Source organism: Paenibacillus sp. JNUCC 34 (assembly GCF_058269055.1).
This window is the reverse complement of the sequence record NZ_CM177770.1, coordinates 1,366,070-1,387,442: the sequence shown is the minus strand read 5'-3', so window position 1 is coordinate 1,387,442 and position 21,373 is coordinate 1,366,070. Positions and strand designations below refer to the sequence as shown.

Annotated in this window: 20 protein-coding genes; 9 read left to right on the top strand and 11 right to left on the bottom strand. The window is 45.4% G+C overall.

What is annotated here, in order from left to right; all coding sequences use genetic code 11:
• The first annotated feature begins 265 nt into the window (after positions 1–265).
• Both AC2TF5_RS06320 and AC2TF5_RS06315 read left to right on the top strand, forming a co-directional pair.
• Positions 266–2,575: a helix-turn-helix domain-containing protein gene (locus AC2TF5_RS06320; RefSeq protein ID WP_491301353.1), complete on the top strand. Its 2,310-nt coding sequence runs from the start codon at positions 266–268 to the stop codon at positions 2,573–2,575.
• A gap of 304 nt (positions 2,576–2,879) precedes the next feature.
• Complete coding sequence (locus tag AC2TF5_RS06315) at positions 2,880–4,187, top strand: alpha/beta hydrolase family protein (RefSeq protein WP_491301352.1); 1,308 nt, start codon at positions 2,880–2,882, stop codon at positions 4,185–4,187.
• Between the two features lie 357 nt (positions 4,188–4,544).
• Here AC2TF5_RS06315 and AC2TF5_RS06310 read toward each other — a convergent pair whose 3' ends face one another.
• Positions 4,545–4,931, bottom strand: coding sequence for a MerR family transcriptional regulator (locus AC2TF5_RS06310; RefSeq protein WP_491301351.1), 387 nt, complete (start codon positions 4,929–4,931; stop codon positions 4,545–4,547).
• Positions 4,932–5,217: 286 nt separating this feature from the next.
• On the opposite strand from AC2TF5_RS06310, the gene AC2TF5_RS06305 reads away from it, so the two are divergent.
• Positions 5,218–6,054 (top strand): YitT family protein, encoded by an 837-nt coding sequence (locus tag AC2TF5_RS06305; RefSeq protein ID WP_491301350.1) that lies wholly within the window; start codon positions 5,218–5,220, stop codon positions 6,052–6,054.
• A gap of 191 nt (positions 6,055–6,245) precedes the next feature.
• Positions 6,246–6,977 (top strand): MORN repeat-containing protein, encoded by a 732-nt coding sequence (locus tag AC2TF5_RS06300; protein WP_491301349.1) that lies wholly within the window; start codon positions 6,246–6,248, stop codon positions 6,975–6,977.
• A gap of 92 nt (positions 6,978–7,069) precedes the next feature.
• Here AC2TF5_RS06300 and AC2TF5_RS06295 read toward each other — a convergent pair whose 3' ends face one another.
• From AC2TF5_RS06295 to fabV, 5 genes are all read right to left on the bottom strand, one after another.
• The gene (locus tag AC2TF5_RS06295; protein ID WP_491301348.1) at positions 7,070–7,762 is read right to left on the bottom strand and encodes a copper homeostasis protein CutC; all 693 of its coding nucleotides are present in this window, start codon (positions 7,760–7,762) and stop codon (positions 7,070–7,072) included.
• Entirely contained in the window at positions 7,759–9,243 is a 1,485-nt protein-coding gene (locus tag AC2TF5_RS06290; RefSeq protein WP_491301347.1) for a leucyl aminopeptidase family protein, read from the bottom strand. Before AC2TF5_RS06290 ends, AC2TF5_RS06295 begins: the two co-directional genes overlap by 4 nt.
• A 56-nt stretch (positions 9,244–9,299) precedes the next feature.
• Positions 9,300–10,307: an asparaginase gene (locus AC2TF5_RS06285; protein ID WP_491301346.1), complete on the bottom strand. Its 1,008-nt coding sequence runs from the start codon at positions 10,305–10,307 to the stop codon at positions 9,300–9,302.
• Positions 10,308–10,338: 31 nt separating this feature from the next.
• Complete coding sequence (locus AC2TF5_RS06280; RefSeq protein ID WP_491301345.1) at positions 10,339–11,496, bottom strand: ROK family transcriptional regulator; 1,158 nt, start codon at positions 11,494–11,496, stop codon at positions 10,339–10,341.
• Between the two features lie 308 nt (positions 11,497–11,804).
• Positions 11,805–12,995: an enoyl-ACP reductase FabV gene (gene fabV / locus AC2TF5_RS06275; protein ID WP_491301344.1), complete on the bottom strand. Its 1,191-nt coding sequence runs from the start codon at positions 12,993–12,995 to the stop codon at positions 11,805–11,807.
• Positions 12,996–13,275: 280 nt separating this feature from the next.
• Between fabV and AC2TF5_RS06270 the strand changes: the two genes are divergently transcribed.
• Positions 13,276–14,439 (top strand): MFS transporter, encoded by a 1,164-nt coding sequence (locus AC2TF5_RS06270; RefSeq protein ID WP_491301343.1) that lies wholly within the window; start codon positions 13,276–13,278, stop codon positions 14,437–14,439.
• Positions 14,440–14,516: 77 nt separating this feature from the next.
• Here AC2TF5_RS06270 and AC2TF5_RS06265 read toward each other — a convergent pair whose 3' ends face one another.
• The 3 genes from AC2TF5_RS06265 to AC2TF5_RS06255 are packed head-to-tail and all read right to left on the bottom strand — an operon-like array spanning position 14,517 to position 16,114.
• Positions 14,517–15,095, bottom strand: coding sequence for a DUF4825 domain-containing protein (locus AC2TF5_RS06265; RefSeq protein WP_491301342.1), 579 nt, complete (start codon positions 15,093–15,095; stop codon positions 14,517–14,519).
• Complete coding sequence (locus tag AC2TF5_RS06260; RefSeq protein WP_491301341.1) at positions 15,092–15,766, bottom strand: permease prefix domain 1-containing protein; 675 nt, start codon at positions 15,764–15,766, stop codon at positions 15,092–15,094. The genes AC2TF5_RS06265 and AC2TF5_RS06260 overlap by 4 nt, the downstream gene beginning before the upstream one ends.
• Positions 15,767–16,114 carry a PadR family transcriptional regulator gene (locus tag AC2TF5_RS06255; RefSeq protein WP_208918209.1) on the bottom strand — a complete coding sequence of 116 codons (348 nt, stop codon included), beginning with the start codon at positions 16,112–16,114 and terminating at the stop codon, positions 15,767–15,769.
• Between the two features lie 236 nt (positions 16,115–16,350).
• Between AC2TF5_RS06255 and AC2TF5_RS06250 the strand changes: the two genes are divergently transcribed.
• From AC2TF5_RS06250 to AC2TF5_RS06240, 3 genes are all read left to right on the top strand, one after another.
• Positions 16,351–16,926: a DUF2062 domain-containing protein gene (locus tag AC2TF5_RS06250; RefSeq protein WP_491301340.1), complete on the top strand. Its 576-nt coding sequence runs from the start codon at positions 16,351–16,353 to the stop codon at positions 16,924–16,926.
• Between the two features lie 245 nt (positions 16,927–17,171).
• Positions 17,172–17,630 carry a hypothetical protein gene (locus AC2TF5_RS06245; protein WP_491301339.1) on the top strand — a complete coding sequence of 153 codons (459 nt, stop codon included), beginning with the start codon at positions 17,172–17,174 and terminating at the stop codon, positions 17,628–17,630.
• Positions 17,631–17,768: 138 nt separating this feature from the next.
• Positions 17,769–18,050, top strand: a complete 282-nt coding sequence (locus tag AC2TF5_RS06240) for a hypothetical protein (protein WP_491301338.1) — start codon at positions 17,769–17,771, stop codon at positions 18,048–18,050.
• Positions 18,051–18,412: 362 nt separating this feature from the next.
• Here AC2TF5_RS06240 and AC2TF5_RS06235 read toward each other — a convergent pair whose 3' ends face one another.
• Together AC2TF5_RS06235 and AC2TF5_RS06230 are read right to left on the bottom strand one after the other, a co-directional pair.
• Complete coding sequence (locus AC2TF5_RS06235) at positions 18,413–19,483, bottom strand: copper amine oxidase N-terminal domain-containing protein (RefSeq protein WP_491301337.1); 1,071 nt, start codon at positions 19,481–19,483, stop codon at positions 18,413–18,415.
• A 133-nt stretch (positions 19,484–19,616) separates the two neighbouring features.
• Positions 19,617–20,759, bottom strand: a complete 1,143-nt coding sequence (locus AC2TF5_RS06230) for a GntR family transcriptional regulator (protein WP_491301336.1) — start codon at positions 20,757–20,759, stop codon at positions 19,617–19,619.
• A gap of 267 nt (positions 20,760–21,026) precedes the next feature.
• Here AC2TF5_RS06230 and AC2TF5_RS06225 point away from each other — a divergent pair, with 267 nt between their 5' ends.
• A complete protein-coding gene (locus AC2TF5_RS06225; RefSeq protein WP_379249454.1) occupies positions 21,027–21,110 on the top strand; it encodes a putative holin-like toxin in 84 nt (27 codons plus the stop codon).
• Positions 21,111–21,373 lie beyond the last annotated feature (263 nt).

Sequence of the window (21,373 nt, the reverse complement as noted above, 5' to 3'; positions counted from 1 at the left end):
ATTGACGCTCCCGATTCGCTCCAACGGCTGAAAGCCTCATGGGACAAGGCTTTTTTATGTTTCTACCGCTGCGAAACAGGTATTAATTTCCCCGGATTGCACTTTTTTTCTGCAGCAGAAATCGAACACACCTGTCTTGTAAAACCAATGTAAACCTTTTCAAGCTGATTCCGATTAAGTATATTTATGGTATAAACGAGTTGTACCGGAGTACAGGGCATTCGTGAGAGCGACAGGGAGGAACTTATAGATGAGGCATCCTTGGATGAAGCAGTTCGCAGTGAAAGGAGTGTTCTATTGGCAGAGCATGGTTCTTGCCGTGCTGCTGACTTCTCTGCCGATAACAGTCATTAGCGCCACCTATTGGTATTTCGGCAATCAGCATTTGGTCAAGCAGTTTCAATTAAAAAACGAGGAAACCCTGATGGATGCAGCCAAGCAAATCGACAACCAGTTCGGACAGCTTATCCAATACGCGGTACAGATGGTTGTGAAGCCGCATTTCAAGCCGACATTGTCCGACATGGACTTCGCTAATCGCTTCGAAGAGACAAATCAGCTCTTGGATACGCTGTCGCTCGTTCAGAACGCTGATCCTCTTATTGATCAGGTGTATTTGTACGTGGACAAGCAAGCCAAAGTGCTGCAGACGTCGCTCGGCGCCCGTACGTTGGAGGACAAAGTGGAGTTAAAACAGTGGCAGACACTTATGGATGCCGACGCCGGCATCTTCTGGACACATCAGTTGGATCCCCCGTTCCAGCAAGGCGGCTCCACCCATGCCATCGTCATGAAACTGCCTTATAACGGTGCAACGCCGTATGGGGCGATCGTCATTTATTTGAATCCGTCAAAGCTGCACCTCTTCACCGATACGGATAAGGTAGCAATCCTGCTCGACAGCGAAGGGCACGTCATCGGCCAGTCCGAGCTTGCTGCCCAATCCCCCGAAACGCTTGATGCTATCCGCAGCGAGCTGTCCCAAGCTGAGGAAGGCAGCTGGCCACCAGAAGGCTGGGAAGTTCCCTTGAACGGAGATACGCTGCTTGTTAACGCCGTCACGTTCGAGAAGCTCAGCAGCGGCTGGACGTTCGTCTCCGGCACGCCGCGATCGATTATCACTGCTCCAACCCAGGCGTACACGCATATTATTCTTATTTGTTTCTCCGTAGTGTTGGTAGCCGCTCTTGTACTGAGCTGGTACGCAACAAGACGGATTTATAACCCGATCCGGCGGGTCATGGATATGCTTGCCGGCTGGCGGAAACCGGATGCGGTCGTGCGCAACGAGCTCGATTATATTGAGCACGAGTGGAAGCAATACCGGTTCGCGAACGAGTCGCTGCAGAGCCAATTGAATCAATCCATGCCGGCCCTACGTGAGGCATACATCAACCGCTTCGTCACCGGACAGGCCACGCACTTGACGGAGGCTGAGCTGACGTCAAAGCTGCATAGCTTCGACGTGGACATCGAGGGCAAGCGATTCGCCGCCGTCGTCTTCCGCCAGCACCCGCTCGGCGAAGAGCGTGCTCCTCTGTCTGACAAAGACGATGATTTACTGGTATATGCCGCCATTAATGCTGTAGAGGAACTGTCCCAGAATGCTTCTGACTTCGCGCATACACTTGCTTTCGACGATGGATCCTTCGGCGTCGTGCTCATTCTACCGCAGCCTGCATCAGAAACAGAGGGACGGGAGTCTCTCCGGCGACTGTGCAGGCAGTATGAGCGCGCCCTACGCGACGTGCTCCGTCTAAAGGCGACCATCGTAATGAGCGGCCCGACCGAACGATGGACGGATGTGCCGCATGCTTTGGAGCAGGCGCGGCGGGCATTGCGCTACCGTGCCTTTGACGCCGCCAGCCAGCTGCTCGAAGCGGAGCAAGTATTAAACCAGTCGGAGCTGGTTGACCGGGTCCAGTTCCCAATTGAACTAGAACAGGACTTGATACATGCTCTCAACATGGGACTGGAAGACGAGGCAATGAAAGGACTCGAGCGTTTCGTTGCCGCCATGCAAGCAGGCGGGGCGGCCGAATGGCTCGTGCATCAGGGGCTGATGCGGCTTATGGGTAACATTCACCGCGCCATGTTGCAGGCCGGACATAATCCGTATGCCGTCTATGACGGCGCCCGGCTATACGAGGAGCTGAGCGCACTCCGCGATACGAAGGCATGCCTCGACTGGTTCGAGAGCAAAATTATCCGGCCGTATATCGATTCGCTCACCAAGAGCTACAATACAACGATGAAGCAGGTTGTGGAGGATGTCCTTGCCCGCATTGAGGATAATTTCATGAACGAACTGTCGCTCGAGACGATAGCTGCCGAAGCGGGGGTCAGCACTTCGCAGTTGAGCCGTGCGTTCAAGCAAATGATCGGCTCTAACTACGTAGATTATGTCACGGCCTTGAAAATAAACCGCGCGAAGGAAATGCTTATCAAGACCGATATGATGATGAACGAAATCGCGGAATCAATCGGTTATCAGCCGTCATACTTCAACCGGACGTTCAAGAAGCTGGAGGGTATAACCCCGGGTCAGTATCGGCAGCGGCACGAGCAAGCGTAGGAATAGCGGCTGCAAACAACAACATTGCACCTCCCCCCCAACCCATGAAGGCAGGCTTCGAGTGTCGTTAAACGCATTACTGGCGCGTTGTACAACACTCAAAGTCTGCCTTTTTTCATTTACCACAAGGTTGTTTAACCGGATAAGACCAGATGAACGTTCTATCCCATTGTTACATAGTGGGACTCTTGTTTCTTCTTGACTCTCTTATGGATTGAAAATAAGTTTTGATTCTCCCCTCACAGGAGGTCTTATACTTTGAACCAGAAGACATCCAGAATAGTAAATGAGGAGGTTTTATCTTGTGAGGTCTTTTGAAATATTGTATATCATCTTTAATGTCCTATTGCTCGGTTGGTTAATATTTGCTAGGAACAAGTCGCAACGAGGGCTACTCATTGGTTTCGGCATTTCCGTCATATTCATGCTGACACACGGACTCGTCGAAGGCATGCGCTGGCAGATGATTCCGGCTTATGCAATGACGCTAATTCCTATCGTTATCTTCACTATCAGGCACTTCCTTAAACCGAAGGAAGTGAACAAGAAAACATCTCCTGTTCGCCTTGTACTAATTACGACGCTGGCAACCCTATATCCTATCGTTGCCGTGGCGCTACCTCTCCTACTTCCGGTATTCACTTTCGAGAAGCCGAGAGGCCCGTACAAAATCGGCACCGTCACCTACGATTGGAAGGATGAACAGCGGGAAGAAACTTTCACACCGGAGCCTGGCGACAAGCGCGAGTTAATGGTACAGATCTGGTATCCTGCTGATTCGACAGCCACAGGCAATGTAGCCCCTTATATTTCTAACGCGGATGTTTTTGCAGAGGGTTATAGTAAGATTCTGAATCTGCCGAAGCTGTTGTTTACAACTTTTGGTTATGTCAAAACGCATGCCATTGAGAACGCGGAGATTTCCAATCAGGAACCCGCTTATCCGGTGCTTCTTTTCTCACATGGATTTAGTGGACATAAAAATCAGAACACTTTTCAGATCGAACAATTAGTCAGTCAAGGATATATCGTGGTAGGTATAGATCACACTTACAGCAGCACGGCCTCCATTTTTTCTAACGGTCGTGTGGCCAATTATATGCCGCAAGATACGAACTCGATCGCCTATTTAGATAAAGCCAATGAAGGATGGGTGGAAGACGCGAAGTTTGTGCTGGATCAAGTGGAGAAGCTGGCCAAGAATGATCCGGATCAACGTTTTACAGGCCGAATGGATATGCAGAATGTGGGAATGTTTGGGCATTCCTTCGGTGGGGCAACAAGCACCCAGATGCTAATGACGGATTCCAGAATCAAAGCAGCTCTCAATATGGACGGTGTTCTATATGGCAAACTCCGGGTTCCGGCAGACGGGCTGAAGAAGCCATTTATGATGATGAGCGCCGATGACTCACTAAGAGACGCACGGAATTCGAGTGATAAGGAGTTTATCAAGTTTGTAGAGGAAACTCTACCACGGTACGAGCATGTACCCGCTGGTGGTAATTATTGGATGAAAATAAAAAATATGAAGCATATGGGCTTCTCCGATTTATATCTATTTTCACCGCTATATGAAAAGATGGAGGGAGTCGATATCCGAAAGGCTTGATCTTGCAATTGTTCAAGCTTCCATTCAATTCCTTGGAATAGTAAGAGGTTTCCTTTCGAAAGCAAGTGGAATTGTGGGCTTATAATGGAACATAACGTATTGCATCGTTCGAGACGTTTGGTTTGGGTTCTCTGAAAATATTCGACAAAGTAGTGGAAGAAATCTTCTTTATGATCCAACTGCTCTGAATTCGCATATAGCATGGCCATATCATCGACGATGGCCTGTACAATCGGACTGTCGGCCGAACAATTTTGCTTCAATGCTTTAGTCAGTCGATCCTGGATTTCCTCAATCTTCTTCACCCATGTGGTAGCATTATATCGAGGTTGATGAACGATATGAGGTAATAGAAACTCAATATTTCTCAGACCCACTATAAACTGGGGGTCGTTCATGAGCTCTTGCAGCTCGTGCCAAGCGGCCGTTTGTTTGGCGGATATTAACCTGTGTCTCTAAGGATTCGATCTGCCAGTCAAGTGCTTTGGCAACCGGTATTTCTCCAGATATCATCTTGCTTATTTCATTAATTCCAAAATCCAGATAACGCAGAGTTGTAATCAGCTGTAAGCGCCATATATCTTCCTTCGTATACAGTCGATGTCTTCCCTCGGTATAGCTTGTGGCCTTAAGTAAACCGATCTCGTCATAGTAACGGACGGTTTTCACAGTGGTTCCGGTCATTTTAGCGACTTCCCCAATTGGATATGTTTCATGCAAATTCGTATCGTCTTTTGAATGCAAACCATTCACCTCCGGTACGTATTATACTATCTCCTGTAAGTGGGGATTCAAGATGCTAGAGACACTGATGTAACACATATAGAGGTATCTTTCATCTCGAAATACTGCTCTTCTATTCTAATCAGAATTAATTTAAAATCATTTACATCACCTATATTGTTCATTATAATGAGATTATCAAAAGAGCTGCGCAACCTGTGTTTGATTGCATAAAGCGATTAAAGGATGATTATTTTCCTTTAATCGCTTTTTTTGTGAGTTTATTGAAGTAATGGAGGTATTTTCAATGAAAAAAAGAGTATTTGATATGATTATGCTGCTCGTCGGAGGATTTATTTTTGCTCTGGCGGTAAATCTATTTGTCATTCCCAATGATCTCGGAGAAGGCGGAGTTACCGGGATTTCAATCATTCTGTATTATTCACTTCAGTGGTCCCCAGCACTTGTTAGCATCGTTATCAACGGAATTTTGCTAATCATCGGTTACAAATTGCTGGACAAGAGAACGACGTACTATACCATCATCGCTGTTGCTTTTAACGCCCTATTTTTACACTTAACAGAGAACTGGCAGATATCCTCGAGCGAGCCCTTAATTAATGCTATTTTTGCCGGGTTGTTTGCCGGTGTCGGGATTGGACTGATTATTAGGGTTGGAGGCACGACGGCAGGTACAGTAATTTTAGCCCGCCTCGCGAATAAATATTGGGATTGGAATGTTAGCTATGCCCTGCTGTTTTTTGATCTCATCGTTGCCGGAATGTCCATCTTTGTCATTGGGGTGGAGAAGGTCATGTTTACGGTTGTCCTCCTCTATATCGGGACCAAAGCCATGGAGTTCATCATTGAAGGCTTGAATCCTAAAAAAGCGGTGACCATCATTTCGGCCCATCACGAACGCATTGCAAATCACGTTACGGAAGTCATGGATCGCGGGGTGACCGTGTTACGAGGGTACGGTTATTACACCGGACAAACGAAAGATATACTCTACATTGTGATCAGCAAGCAGGAGGTTTCCAGTCTTAAAAAAATCGTTCGGGCTGAGGATGTAAACGCCTTTGTCACGATTCACGATGTACGAGATGTGTTTGGAGAAGGTTTTATTGATATTTCAAAATAAAGCTGCGGATATGACCACTGCATTCCTGGTTACCTCGATTTACCAAGGGTTACCGAACCGCCGTTGTTGCCATGCCGTAGTAGTCTGGTAACAACGGATGGAAGCCGGGGCCTACTTGTGTATGTTGCTCCCGATCCGAAAGGAGTATAATAATCTAAGACGGAATGAGAACTAAAAGGAGAATATAAACCATGAACAAAATTGCTGCTTTATCCCTGTCATTGGCGCTCTCTGCGTCACTTACAGCCACCTCGTTTGTTTTAGCTTCACCTTCTGCCGAGGCCGCTTCCTCCAAGGAATGGATACATATCTCAGAACGTATGACTTACTATGGCGATGTTGAGAATGGCCAGCCGAACGGACGCGGAACCATTAACTGGGGAGATGGCAAACAATACTCAGGTGACTTTAAAAACGGTATGCGTTCCGGTAACGGAAAATATATCAATCAATATACAAAAGAAGGCGAGCAGCACAAAGTGGTATACAGCGGGTCCTGGAGCGGGGACAAAATGGAGGGTACGGGTACACTGACCCATAAAGTGACCCTAGCAGACGGCACCGTACAATGGAACCAGATTCAGACCGGCACGTTCAAAAGCAATCAGCTTCAAAGCGGTTATGACGTCATTCATGCGCTAGCCGATCCGGATTACAGTTTCAGCTACAAAAACGGTACTGAGTCACTAACTATCCTGGGTAGTAATACAAACATGAAGGAATCTTGGAAAACGGGTAGGATGTTCAGTGCGCAGTATAAAAACGGATCTGTTAACAAGGTATACTCCTTCTTCCCAGGCGACACAAAAGCAGAGCAGCGTAAACATGAAGCGGTGCTGAAATATTTTCAAAGCATCCAATCCAAAGTTACACCGCACCTGCAGCAGTTCGAAAAATTATCCAAGCAGGTTCCATTGAAATAAGTGAGTGTGCATCTCATAAAAAACAGAACAACCCGTCTCTCCATCAGTGAAGAGGCGGGTTGTTTGGTATACCGATTAAAACCGTCAACATCTTAGTTTATTTGATGCAGCTTATCTGCTAATGACCGAAGAAGCGGTCCGTCAATCAATCCAAGACCCCGGCGTCCTTCACGGATCGAAGAGCCGAAATGAACCTCCTTCACACCCGTTTCTTCAATAAAAGATAGGATCCCTTCCGGCGTCAAACCGTAACCGGCAAGAATACGGGGGCCGCCTTCCTGCGAACGTTCTACAAGCCGCTGTAGTTCTGGAACCGACTGTGGTGCAGGCGAAGGACCGCCAGAAGTCAAGATACGGGAAATTTCCGGATAGCCGCTAAGTACCTCAAACGCTGCTAGTTGATCCAACGCTTCGTCAAAAGCCCGGTGATAGGTAACGTCCAGAGAGCCCGCTTCAGCCAACAGCTTTTTTAGCGTCGGCTCATCAATCGTACCCTCCGATGTCAAAGGCCCCATAACGATTCCTGCCGCTCCGCTGTTCTTAATTCGAGTTATATCTGCCAGCATCGTTTCCAAATCCTCGTCATCCATAATAAATGACCGACTGTGAGGACGAATCATCACATTAACCGGAATTTTAACTCTTTCAGTTACCCGCTCGATTAATCCTATACTGGGGGTCAATCCCCCTTCCGTTACCGCTGTAATTAGTTCAATTCGATCCGCGCCGCTCTCTTCTGCAGTCAAAGCATCCTGAAGCGTAGTCGCAATCACTTCCAATATCATGACAATACCTCCTTACCATTCTCGTCAAGTGTACCCGTACAATGCCGCAATAAGACATAATCGGCAAGCAAACGTGCACCATAGCCGGTAGCACCTGATGCCGAATAGCCCGCATCCCCTTTATACTGTACGGTTCCGGCCATGTCGATATGAACCCACTTCATAGGCTTAGTGACGAACCGGCGTATAAAGAGTGCTGCTGTAATAGCCCCAGCCAGTGATGAGGAGCCAATATTACTAAGATCGGCATAATCGCTATGTAGCTCCGACTCATATTCATCCATAAGCGGCATCGGCCACAGTCTCTCCCCATTTCGATCACCGATGGAAACCAGGCGTTGTGTCATATCCTCATCACCCCATATACCGGCAATGCCAAGTCCCAGCGCTGCGCCTACGTTGCCCGTAAGCGTCGCAATATCAATCGTCTCAACCGCTCCGAGTGCTGCAGCGTGTAGCAGTGCATCCGCCAGCACCAGCCTTCCTTCCGCATCTGTATTAGCAGCCTGTACCGTTATTCCATTAGGAAATGTAACGATTGAAGAAGGTAGCATAGCATGGGCATCCGGTACATTTTCGGCGACTGCGATCAGCGCCACCACATTGACCTTGGCACGTTGTGAAGCAAGAATATCCATTGCACCAGCAACTGCGGCTGCACCTCCCATATCCATTCGTGCATCACTGATATCTTTACCACTCTTTACATTCATGCCGCCCATATCAAATGTGATTCCTTTACCGACAAGACTTATAAGCGGCAGTGACGCATCCCCTTCATATCGGAGCTCAATCATGGCGGGGGGGTAAACGCTCCCTGCCCCCACTTTGAGAAGGCCGTTCATTTGATGTTCCGCCAATTGCTCACCTCTATAAACCGTGACCTTTACGGGAATATCCTTAAAACGAGCTTTTATCCACTCAACCATCCTGTCCGGATGCAAATAATCAGGTGTTTCATTCACAAGGTCCCTCGCAAACATAGTCCCGGTCGCCCGGATTTTAGCCGTTCTTATGACCTGCTGTAGTTCATTCTCTGTCATCTCCGGCCAGTCTCCCGGATGAATTTGCAGGGTTACCTCCACAGGCAGCGGGAAAGAGGTGCGGTATTTATGAAATCCGTACAGCCCGAGCAGCCAGCCTTCTAACCAAGCTTGAAGCCACTCGGATGATGTCTCTGAACTGAATGAACAGCATCCGGGATCTGCCTTTCGAACGAGACAGGCCGACACCAATCCTTCCTTCTGAATCTTTCGTGCGGACAAACCACCCGCCCGCCGGACGGTTTCCAGATCCAGCCTGTTACGTTCACCCAAACCGACAACGAGGATATCTCTATCTTCCTCACTGCGGCTGAGAAACCAAACCGTATTGCCTGCTTTCCGGTATGCATCGCGGATCGGGTAAATAAACTCTTCTTTCTGATATAACGGGTAGATCTGAACATCCGTTTTCCGATCCGCAATCAACTTAATATGCATATTTATCCCTTCCCTACTATATTTATTGGTCGTCGGATAAGCCCTTGATTCACTGCTTAACCTTGTAAAGAGAATACCGTTTTGCGCTCACCGACTACCAGACCGTTGTCATTTACGATTTGGTTCGGAATCAACTCATATAGACTGTCGATCGTATGCTCATTGCTATATCCAATAAACTTCAGGATAGATGCAATGATACTCGGCCATACCTGCTCCGATCCGTCGGATACTTTCAGCGATATTCCGATTCGTTCTTTACGAAGTCCAATTCCATACACACCTTTTGCACCGCCTTTAGCTGTTAAATTCGAATCCTTTAATAACGTGGAACAAACAAACTGGGTATCAGCTATCATGTTCGGATGATTATTCATCAGCTTAGATATCCGCTCTGCCGCAAATCGTGTCTCCTCATCCGGGATCAGATCAGAACAAGCCAGCTTTAGATATGCTAAAGCAATCGACTTTAGCGGTACCGCAAAAATCGGAAGTCCGCAGCCATCTACTCCCAGACCAATCTGCTCTTGCGAAACCTCTGTAAAAAGAGCAAGCGTTTCAATGATTTCCTTCTGAACAGGATGCTCTGGTCTGTAATACGTCTCAGAATCCCATCCCATATGTTTGCTAAGGGCGATCAATCCGGCATGCTTACCGGAGCAGTTATGAAATATTCGGCGCTTCTCTTCGTTCCCGCGCAGTCGTTGAGCCTTAGCATCTTCATTCAACGGATAGGTCGGACAGCAGTGTAATTCTTCCTCCTGAATGCCTGTTTTACGCAAAATGGATTCCAGGGCGTCTATGTGAAAAGCTTCACCCCGATGTGAGGCTGCAAATAGCGCGGCTTCCTCCCCAGTTATCCCGTACTTCTCATCTATACGACGCTTTATGACCGGTATGGCCTGAAACGGTTTAGCGGCAGAACGGAGAAATGTCACATGCTCAGAATCCCCTGTGCTGTAAAGCTCTTTCCCTGTCTCATCTACAACACTAATTGCCCCATAATGCACATTTTCCAGCAACCCGCCCCGATATTCCTCTACTAATGCAGTAAATCCAGTCATTTTCAATCCACCTTTTCATCAATTTTTCGTTCTATTCCAATGAAAAAAAACGCGTCTGAGCCAGCAAGCCGGAGCCGATCATAACACCCTCTTCTCCAAGGGCAGTGTATTGCAGGCTGAATGAATCGCGCAGCGGCTCCCACACAAATCGGTTAAAACACAAATCCTCAATCTCCTGTCGAATCTCCGGAAAATTCTCGATCAACTCACCACTCAAAATAACAATGTCGGGATTATATACACAGAGCACATTGTTCACTGTAATCGCGATATAAGTAAGTGCACGCTCAATCAGTTGTACAGCCCACATCTCTTTGGACCGCCGGGCTTCAAATATCTCCTCCAATGTATCCACCTTGCGGATCTTGTTCGCTTCAAGCAGCAACGCGCTTGTAATGATATACGTCTGCAGACAACCTGCTTTGCCGCATTCACACATCGCACCGTTCGGATCAATGGTCGTATGCCCGATTTCACCGGCACTATTGGATTCCCCTCGGTAAATCTCACCCTCAATAATAAGAGCCGAACCCACACCTGTTCCGAAACCAAGCAATGCTGTCCGCTTTGACCCAACAGCAGATCCTCGAAGATGTTCGGCAAGTGCCTTCACCTTAAGCTCGTTATCTATCGCCACCTCATATCCTGTTAACGCTTTCAAACGATGCGCAATGTCGATATTTTTCCAACCCAGCTGTACTGAGAAGACGACTATGCCGTTCTCATTGTCCACGATTCCGGGAAGGCCTACTCCAATTCCGGCGATACGGGCGGAATCAAGACCTTCCGACTCGACGATCTCCTGCAGCATACGGACAATGGTGGTAATTGTCATCTCCGCACTCTCTTCGGGTATCCGGTGATGAAATTTGGAGACTAGTACGGCGCCATTTACATCCACAACACCAAGACTAATTCGGTGCTTATCGATCTCCACTCCAATGGACAAAACAGAATTTGCCATCAGTCCTAGCATCGTTGCTTTACGCCCTAGTCCAGAAGATACCTGCTCAAATTCCGCGACATATCCTTGCTTCGTCAGTTCTCCAACGATCCGGCTGACCGTTGTCGGGCTCATTTCCGTCTTCTTTGCAATGGATGCCCTGGATATCGGGCTGTCGTTCTTAATCAGCTCATAGACGGTTATTTTATTTTGCTGTCTCATAAAATCCTGATCATGCTTTTTCATTGAAAGACCCCTATTTATTTTCCTCATTGGATTAATGATTCTCATATAACGTCAATACCAGGCGTATAACGAGCATTTTTCATGATCGAAATTGTTTAATTCTAAATTTATCAACCTATTTACTCCAGTCACGATAATAATAATCCGACTCGAATAGATCGTCAACCATATAACACATACTTATTGATTCTAAAATTCTCGAAACTTATTTATCTGCCCGAATAAAGTTGGTGATACAAAAAACGAGAAGATCCCGCTTCATTCAGGATCTTCTCGCCTCATAACTTACTGCTGTTATGAATAGCTTATTATCGTGCTTTAGGTATGTCCACAACCGGATTAACATCCGCGTCGTAATCAACGCCTTCGGTTTCAAAACCAAACAACTGGAAGAACTCGCGACGGTATCCTTCAAGATCCGTAAGCTCATGAATATTCTCGCTACTCACCTGATCCCACAACTTGATCACTTCTTCCTGCACATCCGGGCGGAGCTCCCAATCATCAATACGGATACGGCCCTTCTCATCCACCGGGGTTTCTTGTCCAGAGTACAAACGATCCGTAAACAAGCGATAGGTCTGTTCAATACAACCTTCATGAAGCCCTTTCTCTTTCATGACCTTATAAAGAGCAGACACATATAGAGGAACGACAGGAATCGCTGAACTGGACTGCGTTACCAGTGCTTTGCTGACCGATACGAATGCCCGGCCTCCACCGGCTGAGAGCTCCTCATTCAATTTTAGAGCTGTCACCTCCAGATGATCCTTCGCCTGTCCGATTGAGCCATCCCGGTAAACAGCTTGTGTGATATCCGATCCGATGTAGGAGTAGGCAATCGTTATGACGTTATCTGTCAACACGCCAGCTTCACGAAGCTGATGGATCCACAATTCCCAATCCTCGCCTCCCATAACCTCAACCGTGTCCCGAATCTCCTGCTCCGTCGCCGGCTCGATCGTTACTTCACTTACTTCCCCGGTGTGGAAATTGACCGTTTTGTTCGTATACGGCGCTCCAATAGGTTTAAGAACAGAGTTTACAGCTTCGCCAGTCTTCGGATTTGTGCGTCGAGCCGATGCCACACTGTACACGACCAGATCCACTTGACCCAGTTCACTTCGGATCAACTCGGCCGTTCTTTGTTTCGTCTCATCGGAGAACGCGTCTCCGGTTACACTGAATGATTTAAGGTTAGCTTCCCGGGCCGCTTTCTCAAACGCAGCTGAATTGTACCATCCTGCTGATGCCGTTCTCTTCTCGGTTGCCTGGCTCGGACGATACACCCCAACCGTGTTGGCGTGCGCCCCAAATGCCGCAGTGATACGCGCTGAAAGACCGTACCCCGTTGAAGCCCCAATGACGAGTACATTACGAGGACCTTTAATCTCAGGTTTGGACTTAATATACTCCATCTGCTCCAGCACCTGACGAGCGCAGCCTTCCGGATGGGCAGTCGTACAAATAAAACCACGTGTTCTAGGTTTAATAATCATAGGTTTAATATTCCTCTCTTTAAATCGAATGATATCTTCTTAATTCTTGAGACGTGCTATTCTTTATTCTAACAATTTTTTCGAAAACGAAAACCTTTCATAGTGAAAATGTTTGCGATTTTAGTGTATTACTGGACATTTGCCGAGATATGGAGTGATAATCTGCATAGATATCTAAAACCATGTTATCATGTCATATGCAGACATATTAATCATTTTTGAAAAAGCCCAACGGCTAAATCCCCTCTCGAAATCTAACAAGTGAGGTCATGGACATTTTATGAAACAAACCACATCATTACGATCATTCAACTTCTTATACTTTGCACTGCTGGCGATTTTCATTCCCTTTCTACCCGTATATCTAGCCGAGCAAGGATTAAACCCTGCGCAAATAGGATTTATCGTAGGCAGCGGCGGTATTATAACGATATTTGCCCAGCCATTATGGGGGATGATCAGTGACCGGACCAAGACGGTCCGCAAGGTTCTCCTTCTACTACTTATTTGCTCCAGTGTAATCGGGTATTTGCTGTATGCATCAAGCAGTTATTCCATACTCATTGTATTCGCTATGCTGTTATATTTTTTCTTGATGCCGATTGATCCCTTAACAGAAAGCTTGAACTTTCGCGTATCCGAGGCCGCCGGAATCAGCTACGGCTCCATTCGTACATATGGTGCACTCGGCTATGGCGTCATGGCGCTATGTTCCGGCTACTTCATGTCCTATATGGGTGCCCACAGTCTTGCCTATCTGTTCGCTGGAATCGGACTTGTCAGCTTTATCATCATTATAGGAATGCCTGATGCTCCGGTAACAGGAAAGCCGGTTACCCTCAGCAGTCTGAAAAAATTTCTGAGCAACAAAGAGACCTTGCTGTTCCTTGTGCTCGTCTTCATTAGCTCCGTTCCTGCACGAATGAATGACACGTTCCTCGGTGTTTATATCAAGGAGCTGGGAGGAAGTCCGGAGCTAGTCGGGCAAGCCTGGTTTATTGCTGCCTGGAGCGAAATTGCGATTTTTGCCCTAAGCTTCTGGTGGCTTCGGAAAGGGAAGGAACTTGTCATCATAACAATAGCCGGCGCCTTTTATTTTTTACGTTTTTTCATCTCGGCATGGGTTACCGATCCTTATGTGCTCGCCTACCTGCAGGTTCTGCAGCTGTTCACTTTTCCAATCTTCTACTCGGCGGCAATCCAGTATCTGTACCGGATCGTGCCCGAGGAATGGCGCGCAACAGGTCAGACCGTTCTGGCTCTCCTGTTCTTCGGGGTTTCTGGCATCATTGCATCGTATGTAGGGGGAGCTATCTATAACGCCTTCGGCGGACAAACGCTGTACTTATCCGTCTCCGTCATGTCGTTTATCGGTATGCTATTCGGTGTGGCACTCACCCTCAAGTATGGCCGCGGTGTAAGAGCGGGCAGGACAACACAATAGTAAAGAAAAACGGCTCGCCATTGAAACCCTAGCGAGCCGTTTTTCTAATCCCGAAGCTTGCATCACCTTACTCAACGTTATTGAACTGCTTCGCGTGTCACCAATTGATCATTAAACTTTTGAGTGAACTCTCGATCCTTCATTTTGTCTTGAACGAGTTCACGCCAGTTCTGTTTATTTTGCAATAAAACCAGACTTCCCTCTCCACCATACCATTCCTCTACTGCCTTTCTTTGAATCGTAAAGACAGCATCTTCGAACGTCAAACGCAGTGCTTGCAAGTTATCAATCATTACAAAATTCGCTGTAGCAACATATAACAGCATTTCCTGTAGCTTCGCAGTTTCAAGCTCAGCCGATAAGATTTTATATTTCAATTCCGCAGTCAATTCATCAGGATACAGCTGGAATGTGTTGTTCATATCGCTATACGGGAGAGAGTTGTTGAGATTACCAATATTTCCGGCGTTACCCATGTATTTGCTTCTAAACTCCAAAGAGCGCGATATATCGTGAGTATAAGGGCTCTTCTGCTCTGTTTCATATCGCGCTTCCTGCTCTCTCACTTTTGGCTTCGCATACCCCTCCACAGCAACAATACCACCTATACCAATGATAACCAGAATAAGAATCCATATGTTCTTCTTATTCATCATTCTCTCACCTCATATTTCTGAATAAGTCTGTCCGCCTTATGAATCAGCAGTGGAATGATTACAGTAATCAGAGGGATGACAAACTCTAATACAATAACGTAAAAAGTATAGGGTCCATCGATCCGGATACTTCGTCCGAACCATAAGTCGCTACCCCATCGGGTCATCAACGTAAAAGCTGTAATTGCAGCTGCATATATTCCCCAGATAACCCACACCGCATAACTCAATCGCTGCACCCTCAATGTATTGATTATGGCAGTGCGGTGATCATCTTTTTGACTATGGGACAGGAAGAAGAAAATCCCTGAAGGAACGATCAGTAAAATAAGTAAGTTATTCACCATCATGCCCATCGGCATAAGCCGCAGCGGAATGGTCAGAATCCAGGCAATCAACGTGTACAAGAGCACATTCTGCGCCATGTCATATCTGTATTTGTAAACATATATCTTCTGATTGTCGTCAATTAAATTGTCAATCGCTTCAATATCCTCTATGGCAAGACAAACGGCGTGCTGATACTCCATTCCGTTGTCCAAATAATCTGTTACTTTAGCCTCCAAATTACTAAGGACCTCGTCTCGGAGATCTAATACGGCTTTGGTCTTTCTATGATTCGCAAATAAACGGTCTACAAAAATTTCCAAATCATTTCTGCTTGTCATCATTTACTGCTCCTTTCCATAACCAATCAGGACGTCAATGATTTCCCTCGCTGCCTTCCACTCTTCCCAATTCTGAGTGAATCTGTCCTGCCCCTCTGCCGTTAACGTATAATATTTGCGCCGTCCTCCTTGCGTCTCTTCTCCCCAATAGGAAGTAATGAACCCCTGCTTCTCTAATCTTCTAAGACTTGAATACAAGGTGGGCTCCTTCAGCTCGAAACGATTGTTGCCGCGTAAAGATATTTCCTTAATAATCTGGTAACCGTAATTATCTCCGTCTTTTAACACCCTCAATATAAACGTATCAATATTACCGCGAACCAGATCGCTGTTATGTAATGACTCAATCATCTATTTTCCTCCCTCATATTGGGATGAGTACAATTTAACACATATAACTATGTGTGTCAAAGTAATACTCCTGTCACATATCTTTTGTTTTACAGATCCTGTATACTATTAATAAGGCAATATTCAATGAAGGGGCCGCGATATACACGGCCCCTTCTTCTGTCTGGTTTTGTTTAGCCATTTCATCATGCAATGATCCATGCCTTCTATTCTGCAACTTCTGGAGGAAACTTCAATTGCTTCGAAAATTCTTGAGAACACTTAAGTATTACTTTTTATCGCTGCTTCGTATGAAAAACAGCGACCACCAAATTGCTATCGGTTTTTCTTCCGGTTTTTTTCCCTGCTGGTATCCTACCTTTGGGATCGATATATTAATTGCCATGGCATTTAGCCGGATGGTTCGAGGCAATATGGCAGCCGCTGTAATTGCCGCAACCATCGGCCAACTGCTCTGGCCTCTGCTTTTTTTCATTAATTATAAAGTCGGCGTCCTGGTCAGCCATCTCTTCTCTTCTACGACACCACCGATTGAACTCCATGATGTAATCCATATTCCTGTTCCAGATAGAAAATATTCCGTCCTTGCTGATTATTTCAGCAAACTCGGCGATATGGGCTTAAACTTCCTAATCGGATCTGTTGTAAATAGTCTTATATCCTCTGTCGTCGTTTATTTTATATTCCGTCTGTTATTGTGTTACTACCGCAAACCCCTACTCTTAAAAATAAAAAGAACATCCAAAAGGAAACGTGCCCAAGTAGAGCAAATTAAAGATAAAGAAGCCTCGTCTGATGAAAAGACAGCGTAAGGCTTCTTTTTTTATTTATTGTTCTACCTTCCAGAGCTTGAAAAGACAATCCTAGCCAATGGAATTGACCCTTACAAATAAATACAGACTAACACGTAAAAAACAGAGAAAAAAGAAACTGAGTATTTTGTCATGAGTCCAAAGTTGTAAAAATTACCTAAAAAGAAAGTCCCAGCTTGAGTCCTGCATTTATTTGAGCATCTATTCCTATAGAAATAAAAAATTCCAGATTGTAGAATTCAAGGTTGAACACATCCAATTATTGGATTGATATTTATCAAAACCTAAGTCAGGTTACATCGAAGGGGTTGATCGTTATTAAAGCCAGATCTCGATCCATTAAAATACTTCTTGGCTTATTCGTCGTTATTTTATTGCTTGGAGGATACCAAGCAATAGCTAACAAGACCTCAACCAAAAATAGCAGCAATGAAGAAAAGATCATTGATCAAGCCAAAACTACAGCTATCAAGCATTTAAAAGATAAGTATGAGCTGAATGTCGAGATAACGCAATCAAAGATGCTTCCATCATATATAGCTGAACAAGTCATATTGGAAGGGAATGTAATAGAGAGTGAAGATCAATATTTCACTATTAGTGTGAATTACAAAACAAATATTACATCAAGTTTCACGATGAGCCCAGAACTGGTTGCTGCGATTAGGGCCAAGGGTTATGAACCGTTTATCGAAAAAAAATAAATTTTGGAGGTACCACAATCTTGTTTGTTTTATCATCAAACTTCGAAGGGGTTGATCGTTATTAAAGCCAGATCTCGATCGTTAATAGCGCTGCTTGGTTTTCTCGTTATTATTTTATTGCTTGGAGGATGCCAAACCATGGATAAGAACAACACTCCCGAGAATAGCAGCAGCAATCAAGACATTATAAATGAAACGAAGGCTACGGCTATTCATTTTTTTAAAGACAAATACAACTTAGACGTAGAGATCACAAAAGAAGAAATGATGCCATCAATCGTTGCCAACAAAGTAAACTTTGAAGGCTTCGTTGTTGATCATTCGGAGCAATCTTTCAAAATTTCTGTAGATTACAATACACAGGAGACTTCCAATTTTGTAATGAATCCTGAATTAAAAAAGGTCATCAAAGGCGATTGATTTTTTAATTGAAGCAGAGGAAGAGATCGACGACCTTCCTAGCTGGAAAGTGCTCGAAGATTATAGAAGTTACGCTGTGTCGGTATTATAGAGAAAGCCTACAACACCTTGGACGGACCCAACTATCATCATCTTGATCGCTACAACTTTAAAGATGGATATATTTCCAATCCATTATTTGATGGAGAAACTGGCGAACCCGTGGACTCACCACGAATCCCTTCTTCCTTCAACCTCTTCGATGAAGTGAAGGTATACTTATATCACTCATAAAACCAGCTAGAGGGCGTCTCGCTTCCCGGTAGCGTTAATCGCGGCGCTGATTCATATTGCTACCCTTTCTATCCGCTTACAATTTATCGTTATTGTACGTACTGCATGTATTCCTCAAACGGAATAAACTGTACCTTCTCGGCTACATATTGTCCATTATTGAAACCATAGGTGATTTCTAAATCGCCGATAAATGCACTAAATGAAACGTTACCGCCTGTACGTAGTACCAGCTTGTTATTCTCAACAGCATAGTACATCACAGCGCCGAATCCCATCTCGGTCTGATCCACATAATCAAAATCCGGAATATGCATGTTCACATTGTTCTGCGAGCCTTTAATATCAACAGTCACATGAAGCATGTTGCCATCTTTCTTCAGCTTGGTCGAAACCCATTTCCCAATCGTTTCTTCCAGGGACTCGACTGGTATTTCTTTAAAAGAAATAGGATTAACCACATGAATTTCCTGCATATGAAGTCCGGTTCCCGAACCTTGATTCAGGATAACCACAACTTCTGATTTACCATCGTTATTGAGGTCCTGCACCGTCATCTGGGGTACATCCTTCCAGCTCAGCGGAGTCTCCCAGTTATACTTATGGCGTTTCCCCCCTGCTTCCAACACGAGGCCTTCAAATACACCATCCTTCTCATCAATCCCATAAAGCTTCACATCAGGACGATTGTCCGCCACCGCAATCGGTCTTTTTCCATTGGACTTCACCATAATAGCTTCAAGATCCTTGTCCCATTTCACTTCAGCACCCGTTATTCTCTCCAGCAACGAGGCTGGAATCATAGCTCGGCCATGAACAATATAAACAGCTGTGTCGAGCGTAATTTTCTTATCTCCGTTGACTACTGTCCTGCTTCCGTTCTTCATTACATACCGTTCACCATCTGACCAGACCGTTACACTTCTGCTCTTCTGATCCCATTTCAGCTTCATTCCCGACCAGTCTCTTAGCATATAGACCGGTAGGAAAGGGGTTCCATTCTTAATTACAGGATCTGTATCCAGCTCAACGATCTGCTCATCAGTCCGAAGCGACAATACGGCAGAGGATGCAGCAGATGCAACAGATGAGCTGTCTGATATGTGAATGACCGATGAAATTAAAGCAGCGGCAATAAATGAGCCCAGTAATTTTTTCATATATATATAAATTCCCTTCTTATATCCCTAGTGTTAATATCTCTATCATAGCTGATTCACTAGGAAAAAGGGTTAAAAAATGGACATTCTTGCAAATTGATTTATAGAGATTATGGAGTACATAAACGCTGCATCAAATTTCAGGCATAGTGGAATCATTAGTAATTAATTCTGTTTTTAGCCTAATGGTTACTGGATCACCATCCGGATTATCCAAACGATCCATAACTAAACGAACGGCTGAGCTGCCAAAATCATTCATCGGCTGGCCGACAGTGCTCATTCGTAACTGAGCATATTGCAGCACACTATGGTTAGAGAATCCGGCAATCGACAGCCGTTCAGGCAGTTTGAATCCAAGACTCAGCGCGGCATTCAACGTGGACATCGCAAGAAAATCATCCGAACAGAATACGGCTGTAAGCTTACAGTCTGTGTTAAGAAACGTCTGAATAGCGGTCTGCTTTGCTGCTACTCCCGGCAGCCCTGTCTCATTGACTTCAAGAAAAAGCATTCGATCTGTGTGTATGTCCACTTTCCATTCCAACAGAGCGTCAATGTATCCTTGATAACGCTCCTCCCGGCTCTTAACCTTGTTCATATGGCTCGTAATAAACCCGATTTCCCGGTGACCCGTTCGAAGCAGATGTGAGGTTATATTATAAGCGCCACTGTAATGGTCATGGCTTACACTATCGAAACCAATTTCATTGAATTGGCGGTCCAGAATAACGATTGGATATTTCTGAAGCTTCAGACGGAGAAGATGATCTCCGCATATTTTTCGATCGACCGGAAACAGCAGGATGCCGGTTATATCGGACTGGCGGGAAAGACTTCGCACAGCCTTAGCCTCAGCGGCTTCATCCCCCGTAACTTTGATGACTACTTCGAACCCCTGTTCCTTTGCTGCCAGTTCGACAGAAGTTATGATGTTACCGACATAATCATCGATCGAAGGTACGATCAGAGCAATATAATGACCGGTACGCCGGGGATGCTTGGAATCATAGGCCAGTCTCATACCTGCCGATTGTCTCAATTCTTCCAGTTCCACATCCGCCAGAAAGGTTCCTCTTCTCGGAAGACGATAGACGATTCCTTCCTCCTGCAACGCTTGAAGTGCCATCTTCCCGGTCATTCGACTGACTCCAAAGCGATCCGCAAGCTCTCCCTCAGAGGGTAGCGGGTCATGAGGTTTTAATCCGCTCTCCAAGATAATGTTCAGTACCTGGTCCTTCATTTGTTCAAACAACTTGACTGATCTTGTATTCATGTGATGCCATGCCTGCCTTCCTATCAATATCAGTGACATCTATAATATCACATGAAAAAGACACCTGTCCCGTTGATGGATACAAGCTTTTACCGTTTTCTCCTGTTGAAATTTATATATATCTGCTCAATTTGACGATATTTTCAAATATTTATGAATAAATCGTGAAAGCGCTTCCTATAATTAGTTCTTTTTATGTAAGCATTTGGCATATTATATATTACAATACCAGCTGACAAGGGGGCGGAAGAACAGGAGGTGAAATCTATGGGCGTGAATGAAGCGTTAACTTTGATGATTTCGTTCGCCACTTTGGTTGTATCGATGCTTGCTTTCCATAATAAGAAATAGATCCTTCCCTTCTTGAATGATCCTATTTCTTATCGGTTGATTGAAGCACTTTAACCATAATCCGCCCCGCCCCGCTGGCTGTTGTCACCGGAGCCGGCTGCCACCGGCTCCTTTTGCAATGGACTGTCTGCTGTCCACATGGATGACCCAATTTGGTACACAAAAATATCCTATTCCCCACAAATAGCAATTATAACTGTCCCTAATTTTCTTTTTTTGCTGCAGTAAAGGATTAACTTCACTTAACAGTCGATGCAGCCGGT

What these genes read in the sequence shown, in the direction of transcription:
- AC2TF5_RS06280 (WP_491301345.1), bottom strand. Translation starts at nt 11,496, where the DNA reads ATGAAAAAGCATGATCAGGATTTTATGAGACAGCAAAATAAAATAACC.
- AC2TF5_RS06290 (WP_491301347.1), bottom strand. Translation starts at nt 9,243, where the DNA reads ATGCATATTAAGTTGATTGCGGATCGGAAAACGGATGTTCAGATCTAC.
- fabV (WP_491301344.1), bottom strand. Translation starts at nt 12,995, where the DNA reads ATGATTATTAAACCTAGAACACGTGGTTTTATTTGTACGACTGCCCAT.
- AC2TF5_RS06300 (WP_491301349.1), top strand. Translation starts at nt 6,246, where the DNA reads ATGAACAAAATTGCTGCTTTATCCCTGTCATTGGCGCTCTCTGCGTCA.
- AC2TF5_RS06230 (WP_491301336.1), bottom strand. Translation starts at nt 20,759, where the DNA reads ATGAATACAAGATCAGTCAAGTTGTTTGAACAAATGAAGGACCAGGTA.
- AC2TF5_RS06285 (WP_491301346.1), bottom strand. Translation starts at nt 10,307, where the DNA reads ATGACTGGATTTACTGCATTAGTAGAGGAATATCGGGGCGGGTTGCTG.
- AC2TF5_RS06225 (WP_379249454.1), top strand. Translation starts at nt 21,027, where the DNA reads ATGGGCGTGAATGAAGCGTTAACTTTGATGATTTCGTTCGCCACTTTG.
- AC2TF5_RS06260 (WP_491301341.1), bottom strand. Translation starts at nt 15,766, where the DNA reads ATGATGACAAGCAGAAATGATTTGGAAATTTTTGTAGACCGTTTATTT.
- AC2TF5_RS06295 (WP_491301348.1), bottom strand. Translation starts at nt 7,762, where the DNA reads ATGATATTGGAAGTGATTGCGACTACGCTTCAGGATGCTTTGACTGCA.
- AC2TF5_RS06305 (WP_491301350.1), top strand. Translation starts at nt 5,218, where the DNA reads ATGAAAAAAAGAGTATTTGATATGATTATGCTGCTCGTCGGAGGATTT.
- AC2TF5_RS06320 (WP_491301353.1), top strand. Translation starts at nt 266, where the DNA reads ATGAAGCAGTTCGCAGTGAAAGGAGTGTTCTATTGGCAGAGCATGGTT.
- AC2TF5_RS06265 (WP_491301342.1), bottom strand. Translation starts at nt 15,095, where the DNA reads ATGATGAATAAGAAGAACATATGGATTCTTATTCTGGTTATCATTGGT.
- AC2TF5_RS06240 (WP_491301338.1), top strand. Translation starts at nt 17,769, where the DNA reads ATGGATAAGAACAACACTCCCGAGAATAGCAGCAGCAATCAAGACATT.
- AC2TF5_RS06270 (WP_491301343.1), top strand. Translation starts at nt 13,276, where the DNA reads ATGAAACAAACCACATCATTACGATCATTCAACTTCTTATACTTTGCA.
- AC2TF5_RS06235 (WP_491301337.1), bottom strand. Translation starts at nt 19,483, where the DNA reads ATGAAAAAATTACTGGGCTCATTTATTGCCGCTGCTTTAATTTCATCG.
- AC2TF5_RS06255 (WP_208918209.1), bottom strand. Translation starts at nt 16,114, where the DNA reads ATGATTGAGTCATTACATAACAGCGATCTGGTTCGCGGTAATATTGAT.